Source organism: Agrobacterium leguminum (assembly GCF_005144435.2).
Classification (GTDB): Bacteria; Pseudomonadota; Alphaproteobacteria; order Rhizobiales; family Rhizobiaceae; genus Agrobacterium; species Agrobacterium leguminum.
Genome location: NZ_CP120211.1, coordinates 163,582 through 176,072 on the forward strand (window position 1 = coordinate 163,582; position 12,491 = coordinate 176,072).

Sequence of the window (12,491 nt, forward strand, 5' to 3'; positions counted from 1 at the left end):
GCACCCTATTGTCACGACGGGGCCAAAAGGTCTCGGACTCTATGAATGACGGTGCGGAACAGAATGAATCTGTTAAATCAAATCCCTCAGGTCTTGAAGAATGTCGCGGCGCTGGGGCAGACACGGCTGCTGATGCTGGGCGGCGTGGGCGTTGTGTCCATGGCCATCATCCTTGCCGCAGCTCTTTACGTGAACCGTCCCGCTTACGAGACCCTCTATGTGGGGCTTGAAAAAAGCGACCTTAACAAGATCAGCATTGCGCTCGCCGAATCGGGTCTGGACTTTCAGGTGGGGACCGATGGTTCCAGCCTTCAGGTTCCCGTCGGCCTCACCAGCAAGGCACGACTGCTTCTGGCCGAGCGCGGCCTGCCCGACAGCGCCAATGCCGGTTATGAGCTTTTCGACAATGTCGGCTCTCTCGGCCTGACCTCCTTCATGCAGGAAGTAACGCGCGTTCGCGCCCTTGAAGGCGAGATCGGCCGCTCCATCCAGCAGATTGACGGCATTGCGGCCGCACGCGTCCATATCGTCATGCCTGACGTCGGCAATTTCCGCCGTGGCGAACAGAAGCCCACCGCATCGGTCATGATCCGCGCCAGTGCTTCGGCCGGCCGCAAGGCGTCCGCCTCCATCCGTCACCTCGTCGCCTCGGCTGTTCCCGGCCTCGAAGTCGACGATGTGACCCTGCTTGATTCGACCGGCCAGCTTCTCGCTTCCGGCGACGATGTCACCAATGCCGCCATGAACCGCTCGCTGACGCTGGCGCAGAACGTGCAGCAGGAAATCGAAACCAATATCGACAAGGCGCTGGCGCCTTTCCTCGGCATGGACAATTTCCGCTCCAGCGTCACGGCGCAGCTCAATACTGACAGCCGCCAGATCCAGGAAACCGTCTACGATCCGGAATCGCGCGTCGAGCGCTCCGTGCGCACGGTAAAGGAAGACCAGAAGTCCCAGGAAACGCAGCCGGATACGGCCGCGACCGTGGAGCAGAACGTACCGCAGGCCGCACCCCAGGGCGGTGGCGGCGGTCCGCAGTCCTCCGACCAGTCTGCCAAGAAGGAAGAGCAGACCAATTACGAGATCAATTCCAAGACGGTAGCCACGGTCAAGAACGGCTACACCGTCGAGAAGATTTCGGTCGCGGTCGTCGTCAACAAGGGCCGGATCGCCAAGATGGTCGGCGAGCCCGCCGATCAGGCGAAGATCGATGCTTATCTTGCCGAAATGCAGAAGATCGTCACCTCGGCGGCGGGCATTTCCTCCGACCGTGGCGACATCGTCTCGCTGACGGCGATGGACTTCCTCGAAACGCAATTGCTGGATGAGGCCGCAACCGGACCGGGCATCATGGAAGTGCTGAGCCGCAATTCCGCCGGCATCATCAACTCGCTCGCCTTTGTCGCGGTCGCCTTCCTTGTCGTCTGGCTCGGTGTACGCCCTCTGGTTCGCACGGTGACCGGCAACGGTGCCGCCGCAGGTCAGCTCAGCCAAGAGGCCGCGGGTCTCGAACTGCCGGATTTCTCTCCCGGCATGGATGCGGGCGCAGGCGGTCTCATGGAAGGTTTCGGGGCGGATTTCGGCTTCGACAGCACCGACGACCTTCTGGCGGGTGGCGATGGCGAGGGCACATTCAACCGCCGGGTTCGCGAAGGACCGGAACGCAGGCTCTCCCGCATGGTGGAAATCAGCGAGGAAAGAGCCGCCAAGATCCTGCGCAAATGGGCGGTGGAAAAAGCAGCATAATATCGAAAAGGCCGGTTTTACCCGGCCTTTTTTCCGTTTTTGGGCTTTTTGCTATGCTTGGCGGGCGAGCCGTGGCAATCTCGTTTCAGGACAGTGTTTACAAAAAATTCAGCAACGATACAGTTTGCTGGGAATTGGCTGAGAATGCCGTTTATGGATTGAACAGCTTTTCAGTATGTTTTTTTAGTAATAGACGAGCAGGGAAATACGTGGAAAGGCTGGTGTCAGGTAATGGCAAATCCCAGTCCGTTCCATAAAATGAAGTGATTCGGTCTCCGGGGGCTTGCCGTCCCATTTTGGTAAGCTTCTCGAATGGAATGATTCCATCCCGAGGTATAATCTCCCACTGGGAGCAAGAGGGCGTAGGCGATTGAAAGTCGATGTTGATATCCGCAGGCTGTCTGCCAAGCCTATGGAGGGCATGGGTAAGCCCTTGCCGCGCGATCAGCTTGCTAAAAACGTCGCAGCCACGGCTGCTGCCGGTAACGTTGCAGGCGCACTGGATCTGCTCGTAACCTACGCTGGCGCCTCGCATTATCTGCTGGCGCGGGATGATCTTCTCGAAGAAACCGGACTGAAATTCATCGTCACCTCCGACTGGCCTTTCGATCTGGTCCGCAGGCTTGGTATCGAACTGGCCAACAGCCAGAACAGATCGAGCGAAATGGAGAAATGCCTTTCGCTTCTGCAGCCGCGGCTGCTCTTCCTTCCCGACGATGTTTCGGTTCCCTACGGCATAGATCGGCAATATTCGGCGCTGTCTTTCTGTGTGGGACGCATCCGGCTTTCGCTGCTGCTGCTGTTTCCCGAAGAAGCCGTGCCTTCGCCGGAAAGGCTGCGCGAAATCGCCCTGCTGACGGGCTATTGCGTCAGCTTCGGCATTGCCAGCGAAGCAAAGACCGTGCGCGATATCGATCTTACGGAGCGCGAGCTCGAATGCCTGTTCTGGATCGCGGAAGGCAAGACGAGCGATGAAATTGCGATGATCCTTGGCATTTCACGCAATACGATCAATAATTACATTACAAGCGTGATGCGTAAAACCGCGACGAAAACCCGCTCGGAGGCAATTGCCTATGCCGTGCGCAACAACCTCGTATAATGGTCGGACGGATGGTACAGACGAAAGACAATGAGGGTTCAGGTCAGACGGGCATGTTTTACCGCAGCCCTGTCGTGACGAGCCGGTCGGATCTTTTTCCGAAGCTCGTCGCCATGCAGAAGCTGGTCGGCGCGCGCAATTTCGTGGTGACGAAGGCTGCCGCTTCCGGTTTCCCTAACAAAAAGAAGCTGACCTGCGAGCTGGAAAACTGGGGCATGAATGCCGCAGAGCAGAGCGCGCAGTTCATCCGCGCGGTCGGCGACATTCTTCTCGATCATATCGAGACATCGCTCCTGCCGGTCATCTGGCGCAACAAGAATGCCGGTGGCTTTGCCGATCTTCCCGATGTGCCCGCACTTCTGCGCCGCATCGAGAACGACACATTGCCCTATGCGGGGCTGGCGCTTCCGGTGCGGCTCGGCACCATCGGCAACGGTTATATCGTCTTCTGCGGCACCAACCTCGTTCTCGACAATGAGGTCGTGATCGAACAGCACATCAAGTGCTGCGAGATCATGGTGGACATGCTGGCGCTGGACGAGCGCAAGGCGGCGCCTTCAGAGGCGCTGAGCGAGAGGGAAATCGCCTGCCTGCAACTGGCGGGGGACGGCCGTATCAGCGAAGAAATCGCGGTCAAGCTCGGGCTTTCCGTGCACACCGTCAACGCCTATCTCGGTTCGGCGACGATCAAGCTCGATTCCGTCAACCGCATCCAGGCGATCGCCAAGGCCATCCGGCTCGGCTATATCCACTGATGGCGGACGGGTTTTCCCGTCCTTCATAAGCCGGCAGGCACCGGCCCGGCTTGTGCCCCGCTAAAAGGCGCTATCGACACTTCGCGTTTTTTTAACAGTTGCCTACTAGAACTTTTATAAGTTTGGCTTTGGGGAACTGTTTCATGCACAACCGGCTCTTTAAGTCCGTTGCCGGCAAGGTCGTCGCCTTGACGATCGGCCTGATCACGCTCAGCGTGGCGGCAGTTGGTTTTTCGACCTACATTCGCTTGAAGGACAACATCATCACTACCGCGCTGCGTGATACGCACAGCGCAATGCGCGGCATGGCCATCCTCTATGAGATGAAGGTCGGCGGCGTTGCCCTCGAAATGGTGGATGGCGAGTTGAAGAGCGTCGGTCGCGCCAGCATCGGAACGATGCGTGACAATGATCTCGTCGATCGCACGGCAGCCGGCAACGGCGGTATCTCTACTGTTTTTGAAGCCAAGGCCGGCGAGTTCATTCGCCTGACCACCAATCTGAAGAACGAAAAGGGTGAGAGAGCAGCAGGCACCAAGCTTGCTACCGATCATCCCGCTTTCCCGAAAGTTTCCAAGGGAGAGGCCTATTTTGGTACCGCCACGCTGTTCGGCACCAGCTACATGACCGGTTATATGCCGGTTACGAACAAGACCGGCGCAACCGTCGGCATCCTGTTCGTGGGCGTTCCCATGGATGTCTACGATGCGCAGATATACAGCCTGCGCGACATGATGCTGATCTGCGGCGCGCTCGCCATGCTTGGCGTCGGATTGCTGGCCTATTTCGTCATCAAGCGCACGCTTCAGCCGCTTGGCAAGCTGACCGATGCGGTGAAGTCCCTTTCGGACGGCAATCTCGACACGCCGATCCCCTACGCCACCAACACCAATGAATTCGGCAATATTGCCCGCGCGCTGGTGATTTTCCGTGAGAATGCGATCGAGAAACTGGCGATTGAGGGCAAAAGCGCTGAGGAACGCTCCGCAGCCGAGTCCGAACGTCACCGCAACGACGCCGAAAAACAGGAGCTCGACGGGCAGATCGAATTTGCGGTCGGCGAGATTGCTTCCGGCCTCGGCAGGCTCTCGCGCGGCGATCTGAGCCGCACCATCGAGACGCCTTTCGCTGGTCGTCTTGATCGTCTGCGCACGGATTTCAACGAATCCCTTCTCAATCTGCGCGATGCGCTGGGGCAGATCCGCGAGCGCACGCTCATCATCCAGCATAGCGGCTTTGAAATCGAGCAGTCGTCGGTCGATCTGTCGAAGCGCACCGAAAATCAGGCCGCCTCGCTGGAAGAAACCGCCGCCGCCGTGGACGAAATCACGGTTACTGTCAGATCGTCGGCTGAGCGGGCGCGGGAGGCCAATGAGGCCGTGCGCATCACCAAGCAGAGCGCCGACAGCTCCGGTTCGGTCGTCAGCAACGCCGTCGACGCCATGGGCCGCATCGAAGACGCCTCGCGCAAGATCGAGCAGATCATCGAGGTCATCGACGACATCGCCTTCCAGACCAATCTTCTTGCGCTCAATGCCGGCATCGAGGCGGCGCGTGCGGGTGAGGCGGGCAAGGGTTTTGCCGTGGTGGCGCAGGAAGTGCGCGAGCTTGCCCAGCGCTCCGCCGACGCGGCCCGCGAGATCAAGCAGCTCATTAACCAGTCGACGCATGAGGTCAGCTCCGGTTCGAAGCTGGTGCAGGAGGCGGGCACGGTTCTTTCCGCCATCAGCCAGCAGATCGTTACCGTCAGCCAGCATGTCGAAACCATCGCGACGGCGACGCAGGACCAGTCCTCCGCGCTTCATAACGTCAACAGCTCCGTCAACCAGATGGACCAGATGACGCAGCAGAATGCGGCGCTTGCCGAACAGTCGAGCGCGGCCAGCCGGGTACTGTCAGGCGAGGTGGAAGCGCTGCTCGATCTGGTGCAGCGGTTCCAGATGGAGCAGGGTTCGGCGACCGGCAGGGATCGCTACAATCAGGCGGCCTGATACGTCTGTTTTTTGAAGGTCAAAACCGCTCCCGGATCGCAAGGTCCGGGAGTTTTTATTCGGCCGCTGCCCGCACAGTACTGGATATCTGGTTGATATAGGCCCGCAGCGCTGCCGGTTTGACCGGTTTGTGTTGAACCGAAATCCCGTATTTTTCGGCATCGCTGCGCACTTCCGGGCTGCGATCCGCCGTCACCAGCAGGGCAGGGATCGTCTTGCCGTAAAATGTCCTGATGAGACGGATGGCGCTGATGCCGTCGCCATCGTCCAGATGGTAATCGGCGACGATGACGTCGGGAGCTTCGGTCAAAGTGAGGAAGGGCTCCTCAAGCGTCGCCACGGAACCTGCGGGTAAAACCTCACAGCCCCATCCCGTCAAGAGCAGCGTCATGCCCTCGAGGATTTTCGGCTCGTTGTCGATGCACAGGACCCGGACGCCCTGAAGGCGATCGCTGGCTGTGGGACTGATTGTCCCGCCATCGACTTTGGCCGGTTCGAGGCGATCCGCCTCGCGCGGCAGGTGGATGCGGAAGGTTGTGCCTTTTCCGGGGGTGGAAATCAGCCGGACCGGATGGTGCAGCATGCGCGACAGCCGGTCGACGATGGAAAGACCGAGCCCGAGGCCGGACGCCGTTCTCGCACCCTCGTCCAGCCGGGCGAATTCCTTGAAGACAGTGCGAAACTTGGATGAGGGAATGCCGATACCGGAATCCGTCACCTGAATGACCACTTCGCCGCCCCGACGGCGCGCACCGACGACCACCTTGCCCTTCAGCGTGTATTTGATGGCGTTGGAAACGAGATTCTGTATCAGACGCCGCAGGAGGTTGGGGTCGGAGCGGACTGTGAGCGAGGTCGGGATGACCACGAGGTCGAGGTTCTTTTCCTGCGCCATCGGCGCGAAATCGGTTTCGATGCGTTTCAGCAGTTCATTCAGCGGCACGGAAGTCATGCGCGCCTTCATCGAGCCGGTGTCGAGACGGGAAATATCGAGAACCGCGCCGAGAATGGTTTCGACCGATTCCAGCGCCGAATCGATATTGTGGACGAGATCGCTTTCTCCCGATGCGCCAAGCCGTTCGACCAGCGAGGAGGAATAGAGGCGGGCGGCATTCAGCGGCTGGAGAATATCGTGGCCGGCGGCGGCGAAAAACCGCGTCTTGCCGATATTCGCCTCGTCGGCGGATGCCCTCGCTTCCGCCAGTTCGCGGTTGACGCGGGTAAGCTCCACTGTTCGCTCCGCCACGCGCTGCTCCAGCGTCTCGTTTGCCTGTTTCAGCGCCTGATCGCTCGCCACACGCTGGGTGATATCGGTGAAGGTGGCGACGATGCCCTTGTCCGGCATGGTGTTGGAGCGCACTTCGATGATGCGCTCGCCGCCCGCCAGCACCAGCGAGAAGGGCAGGTCCATGGTCAGGAAGCTGGTAATCAGCTCATTCGTGTCGCCGTCAGGCATGTCGCCGCGTTCCTGCAGCATCGAAACGATATCCGTGAGCGGTACGCCGACCTGCCCGAATTGCTCGGGCAAATCCAGCAGCGTGCGGAAGCGCCGGTTCCAGATGGTCAGCTGCTGCGAACTGTCGAAAACCGCAATGCCCTGATCCATCTGGGCGAGCGCGGTCTGCAGCATGTCCTGATTATATTGCAGGGCCTCGCTTGCCTGATCGAGCAGCCATGCCGTGTCCGCGCTGGTATCTTCCGCCTTCTGAAGAATGATGGAAAGCACCAGACGGGCGGAGGAGGAGCCGATGGCGCTGCCCAGCAACTGTTCGGAGAAATGGATCAGCGCCATGTCCGCCGGCTGATCGTCATTGAGCTTCCTGCCCGCTGTCTTTTCATAGGTCGCGAGTGACCGCAACATGCGCTCCTCGCCGAGATAACGGGCGACCGCGCTTTTGAGGTCGCCGACGCTGACACGGGTTTTCCAGCCGCGCGTCGCAAATTGCGATTTCGAGTGGCGCTTGACGAAGATGCCGGACTGGATGCGCTCCACCGGCCTCGGATTGCGCGAAAGCGAGCCGAGCACGAAGGCAAGGCTGTTGACCAGCAGGCTGAGAATGACCGCATTCACGAACGGGTCGGCTTCAGGCCCATTGAACACCGTGCTGCCGGAGAACAGGAAGCCGAGAATATTCGCCGCGACCTCGGAATTATCCGGCCCGCCGAAGCTCGGCAGGAACAGCAGATAGGCCCAGACGAAAAAGCCGGAACTCAGCCCGGCGATTGCGCCGCGCGCATTGGCGCGCCGCCAGAACAGCCCGCCGAACAAAGCAGGGGCCATCTGGGCGATGGCGGCGAATGCGAGAAGGCCGATGGAGGCGAGGCCCGTAGCGCTGTCGGCGGCGCGATAATAGCCATAGCCCAGAAGCAGCACCGCAAAGATTGCCGTTCTGCGGATGTTGAGCAGCGTCTTGGCGAAGTCGTCCCGGTGCGGAGAACGGTTCAGCAGCTTCTGCCGCAGGAAGATCGGCATGACGATATCGTTGGAAATCATGATCGATAGCGCGACCGAAGCGACGATCACCATCGCGGTCGCCGCCGAAAATCCGCCGATGAAGGTGATCAGCGACACGACCGGCATTTGGTGATTGAGCGGCAATTGCAGCACGTAGAGGTCGGCATCGCCATTGGCGCCGAGCGTCAGAATGCCGGCCAGCGCAATCGGCAGCACGAAGATGTTGATCGCGATGAGATAAAGCGGCAGCAGGAACCCCGCCATGCGCAGCTCTTGTGGCGTGCGGTTTTCAACCACGGTGACGTGGAACTGGCGCGGCAGCAGGATGATGGCGAAGCAGGAAAGCAGCGTCATCACGATCCAGCGGCTGACGGGCGTGTGATAGGATATGGCCCGCATGGCCTGTTCGTTCTCGGAGGCGAGCTGCCATAGGTGCACGGGACCGTCGAAGAGCACGAAGAGCACATAAAAGCCGACGGTGCACATGGCGACGAGCTTGACCAGCGATTCCATCGAGATCGCCAGAATGAGCCCGTCCTGATGTTCGGTGGCATCGGTGTGCCGGGTGCCGAACATGACGGCAAACCCCGCCATGACGATGGTGACGACCAGCGGCAGATCGAGGAAATAAAGATTGCCGCTGCCAATGCCGTAATCGCCGGGATCGACCATCGTCGCCACCGAGCTGGAAACGGCTTTCAGCTGCAGCGCGATATAGGGAATGGCGCCGACGAGAGCGATGATGGCGACGATCATCGCCACGGTGGAGTTCTTGCCGTAACGGGCGGCAATGAAATCCGCAACGGACGTCAGCTTTTCCGTTTTCGCCAGTTCGACGATGCGGCGGATGATCGGCATGCCGATGGTGAAGGCAAGGATCGGGCCGGTATAGATGCCGAGAAATTCCAGCCCCCTGTCTGCCGCAAGCCCCACACCGCCGAAATAGGTCCAGGAGGTGCAATAGATCGCCAGGCTGAGCGCATAGACGAACGGACGCCCCTTGTTCGGAGCGTTTCTTTTGCGGCTCTTCCTGTCCCCATAGCTTGCAACCGCAAACAGCAGCAGGACATAAGCGAAGGCCGAACCGAATATGATCCACCCAGGAAGCACGCATCCTCCCCATGCAAGAATTCCCTGATATCAAGCATAGGCGAATTCCGCGCCGTTGAGAATGAGCGCGGTCTGAGCATAAAGTTCAAGGTGAGCGTGCAAAAAAGCTAATAAATGCAATCCCGCGGATTCCAAATGAAGCCCGGACCCTATATGGTTCGACCCGTAGGGACAGTCACATAGCTTCAGCTCGCGAAGCAGGAGAGAGGGACAATCTGAATGCTTAACGAATTTAAAACCTTCATTGCCCGCGGCAATGTCATGGATCTGGCCGTGGGTGTTATTATCGGTGCGGCTTTCAGCAAGATCGTCGACTCCGTCGTCAACGATCTCATCATGCCGATTGTCGGCGCCATCTTCGGCGGGTTCGATTTTTCGAACTACTTCCTGCCGCTGAGCTCCAGCGTCAACGCCACGTCGCTCGCCGCCGCACGCGATCAGGGCGCCGTCTTCGCCTACGGCAATTTTCTGACGGTTCTCATCAACTTCCTTATCCTGGCCTGGATCATTTTCCTGATGGTCAAGGGCGTCAACAAGCTTCGTGATTCCGTTGAGCGCAAGAAGGTCGAGGAAAAGCCGGAAGCAGCACCGCCGCCGGAAGACGTCAAGCTCCTCACCGAAATCCGCGATCTGCTGAAGACGCGTTGATTGCCGCCATCGTCCCCGGCCTGATGTGCCGGCCCATGTGGCCGGCGACCTCCTGCCGGGGATGACCCATAAAGAAAATCCATGATCGCCTCACGGAATATCATGCACATGGCTGGTTCGATGCGATAAGAAGGCACCAAACGGAGTGTCTTTAATGTCCATTTTGAACAGTCTGAGTGCGCGCTCTCTGGCGGCTCCCGAGAGCGGCATTGTTGAAGTCGTGAATTATGCCCGGGGGCGGGACAATCTCCTGCCGCTGTGGGTCGGCGAAGGCGATCTGCCGAGCCCGGACTTCATCAATCAGGCCGCCATCGATGGGCTGAACAACGGCGAAACCTTCTATACCTGGCAGCGCGGCATTCCCGAATTGCGCCAGGCGCTGAGCCGCTATTATCAACGTCATTTCGCAGCGTCGCTGCCGCCGGAGCATTTTTATGCGACCGGTTCCGGCATGCAGGCCATCGTGCTTGCCGTGCAGGCGCTGACCTCGCCGGGCGACGAAATGGTCTATCTGTCTCCGACATGGCCGAATATCGTGGCCGCCATCGGCGTAGCGGGTGCGAAGGCGGTTCCGGTCGGTATCGATTTCCGCGACGGCCGTTGGGATCTGGATATCAACAGGCTGGAAAGCGCGATCACCGGCAAGACGAAGGCGCTTTTCATCAATACGCCCTCCAACCCGACCGGCTGGACGGCGACGCTCGACAATCTCCGCGACGTTCTGGCTCTCGCCCGCAAACACGATCTGTGGATCGTCGCCGACGAGATTTATGCGCTTTATCACTATTCCGGCAGCCGTGCGCCGTCCTTCCTCGACGTCATGGAGCCGGACGACAAGATCGTCTTCGCCAATTCCTTCTCGAAGAACTGGTCCATGACCGGCTGGCGCGTCGGCTGGCTTGTCGCCCCGCCGGCTATCGGTCAGGTGATCGAGAATCTCATTCAATATTCCACCTCAGGCGTGGCGCAATTCATGCAGCGCGGCGCGGTCGCCGCCCTCGATCACGGCGATGGTTTCGTCCGCGAAAATTACGAACGTGCTTTGACATCCCGCGATATTCTCTGCGATGCGCTCATCGCGACGAACCGTGTGGAAACCCTGAAGCCCGACGGCGCCCTTTACGCCTTTCTCAAGATTGACGGCGTGACGGACAGCCGGGCGACGGCGCTCGATATCGTCGACAAGACCGGGGTTGGTCTTGCGCCCGGCACGGCCTTTGGCCCGGGAGGGGAACTGTTTCTTCGCGCCTGTTTCCTGCGCAACCCCAGGCAGATAGAAGACGCGGCCGAACGGCTGGCATCCTATATCCTCGGCAGGTAAGCGTCGGCTTTCCGTGCAATGGTTTCCCCTGCCGCTCCGGGATCGCGCTGCGGTAGGAAAATCGACAACAAAATCACAGCGAAGACCTAAAACTGCAACCCCACGGCGCAACCATCGACGTGGGGCATTTTCTGTGATATGCGCTCCTTGTTCCATTTATGAGAACATTTTCACTAATAGATAAAAAGCACTTCATTGCGCTAACCAATCGTAAGCCACCTTTTTAATGGGGCGGTGGATTGGTCGCGTATTCGCTGTGCAAGTAATCAATGATGAAGAATTATTGGCTTTGATGAGCTCAAGAAAAGCAAACAGGGAAGTAGTGTCATGGCTGTTCTGGTCACGGGTGGGGCCGGTTATATAGGAAGCCACATGGTGTGGGCTTTGCTCGATGCCGGGGAAGAGGTCGTTGTTGTCGACCGGCTTTCGACGGGGTCGCGCTGGGCTGTTGCGCCGGCGGCGCGTTTTTATCTGGGCGATGCGGCGGACCGCGCCCTGCTGGACCAGATTTTCGAAGAAAACCAGATCGAGACCATTTTCCACTTCGCGGGCTCTGTCAGCGTTCCTGAATCGATCAGCCAGCCGCTCGAATATTACGAAAACAATACGGGCACGACCCGCGCCCTCGTCGCTGCGGCGGTCGCCCATGGCATCCGCAATTTCATCTTCTCCTCGACAGCCGCCGTCTATGGAAACCAGCCCTTTGATGGCCCGGTTCCTGAAACCGCGATCCTCAGCCCGGAAAACCCCTACGGCCTGTCGAAACTCGCCTCTGAAATCATGCTGCGCGATGTCGTGCAGGCGCATGATTTCAACTATGTGGCGCTGCGTTATTTCAACGTCGCCGGAGCCGACCCGCAGGGCCGCGCCGGGCCTTCGCCCACGGGCGTGGCAAATCTCATCAAAGTCGCCTGCGAAGCCGCAACCGGTCGCCGCGACCAAGTGGAAGTTTACGGAACGGACTACCCTACCGCCGATGGCACCGGCGTCCGCGACTATATTCACGTCAGCGACCTGATCGACGCACATATGCTCGCCATGGCGCATCTGCGCGCCGGTGGCGGCACCCGCACGCTCAATTGCGGTTATGGCGTCGGTTATTCGGTTCTGGACGTCCTGCAGGCGGTGCAGCGGGAATCGGAACGCGATTTTCCGATCATCCATTGTCCGCGCCGCGCGGGCGATATTGCGACGATGGTGGCGGATTCGTCGCGTATCCAGTCGGAACTGGGCTGGCGTCCCCGCTTCAACGATCTGACGACAATCGTTCGCACCGCGCTTCAGTGGGAGGCCAAACGTCAGGCCCAGCAAAGCGACAGGATTCCGCCGGTGCGGCGCAAGCTGGCTGCAATAGGCTGAGCGG

General features: G+C 59.4%; 8 protein-coding genes. 7 read left to right on the plus strand and 1 reads right to left on the minus strand.

The window, feature by feature from the left end; all coding sequences use genetic code 11:
* Positions 1-63: 63 nt before the first annotated feature.
* The 4 genes from fliF (at position 64) to CFBP4996_RS00800 (ending at position 5,594) form a co-directional block, all read left to right on the plus strand.
* A complete protein-coding gene (gene fliF, locus CFBP4996_RS00785) occupies positions 64-1,746 on the plus strand; it encodes a flagellar basal-body MS-ring/collar protein FliF (protein ID WP_035262795.1) in 1,683 nt (560 codons plus the stop codon).
* 370 nt (positions 1,747-2,116) lie between these two features.
* Positions 2,117-2,848 carry a transcriptional regulator VisN gene (gene visN, locus CFBP4996_RS00790; protein WP_035262791.1) on the plus strand — a complete coding sequence of 244 codons (732 nt, stop codon included), beginning with the start codon at positions 2,117-2,119 and terminating at the stop codon, positions 2,846-2,848.
* Positions 2,849-2,901: 53 nt separating this feature from the next.
* Positions 2,902-3,603, plus strand: a complete 702-nt coding sequence (visR, locus tag CFBP4996_RS00795; protein ID WP_003522758.1) for a transcriptional regulator VisR — start codon at positions 2,902-2,904, stop codon at positions 3,601-3,603.
* A 143-nt stretch (positions 3,604-3,746) separates the two neighbouring features.
* Positions 3,747-5,594 (plus strand): methyl-accepting chemotaxis protein, encoded by a 1,848-nt coding sequence (locus tag CFBP4996_RS00800; RefSeq protein ID WP_003522757.1) that lies wholly within the window; start codon positions 3,747-3,749, stop codon positions 5,592-5,594.
* A 55-nt stretch (positions 5,595-5,649) separates the two neighbouring features.
* Here CFBP4996_RS00800 and CFBP4996_RS00805 read toward each other — a convergent pair whose 3' ends face one another.
* Entirely contained in the window at positions 5,650-9,159 is a 3,510-nt protein-coding gene (locus CFBP4996_RS00805; RefSeq protein WP_080852695.1) for a PAS domain-containing hybrid sensor histidine kinase/response regulator, read from the minus strand.
* 219 nt (positions 9,160-9,378) lie between these two features.
* Between CFBP4996_RS00805 and mscL the strand changes: the two genes are divergently transcribed.
* From mscL to galE, 3 genes are all read left to right on the plus strand, one after another.
* Positions 9,379-9,807: a large conductance mechanosensitive channel protein MscL gene (gene mscL / locus CFBP4996_RS00810; protein WP_003522754.1), complete on the plus strand. Its 429-nt coding sequence runs from the start codon at positions 9,379-9,381 to the stop codon at positions 9,805-9,807.
* 154 nt (positions 9,808-9,961) lie between these two features.
* Positions 9,962-11,128: a pyridoxal phosphate-dependent aminotransferase gene (locus tag CFBP4996_RS00815; protein WP_035262781.1), complete on the plus strand. Its 1,167-nt coding sequence runs from the start codon at positions 9,962-9,964 to the stop codon at positions 11,126-11,128.
* A 327-nt stretch (positions 11,129-11,455) separates the two neighbouring features.
* Positions 11,456-12,487: a UDP-glucose 4-epimerase GalE gene (gene galE, locus CFBP4996_RS00820; RefSeq protein WP_080852694.1), complete on the plus strand. Its 1,032-nt coding sequence runs from the start codon at positions 11,456-11,458 to the stop codon at positions 12,485-12,487.
* Positions 12,488-12,491 lie beyond the last annotated feature (4 nt).

Coding starts and splice junctions, on each gene's coding strand:
- fliF (WP_035262795.1), top strand. CDS start 64: ATGAATCTGTTAAATCAAATCCCTCAGGTCTTGAAGAATGTCGCGGCG.
- visR (WP_003522758.1), top strand. CDS start 2,902: ATGTTTTACCGCAGCCCTGTCGTGACGAGCCGGTCGGATCTTTTTCCG.
- CFBP4996_RS00800 (WP_003522757.1), top strand. CDS start 3,747: ATGCACAACCGGCTCTTTAAGTCCGTTGCCGGCAAGGTCGTCGCCTTG.
- mscL (WP_003522754.1), top strand. CDS start 9,379: ATGCTTAACGAATTTAAAACCTTCATTGCCCGCGGCAATGTCATGGAT.
- CFBP4996_RS00815 (WP_035262781.1), top strand. CDS start 9,962: ATGTCCATTTTGAACAGTCTGAGTGCGCGCTCTCTGGCGGCTCCCGAG.
- galE (WP_080852694.1), top strand. CDS start 11,456: ATGGCTGTTCTGGTCACGGGTGGGGCCGGTTATATAGGAAGCCACATG.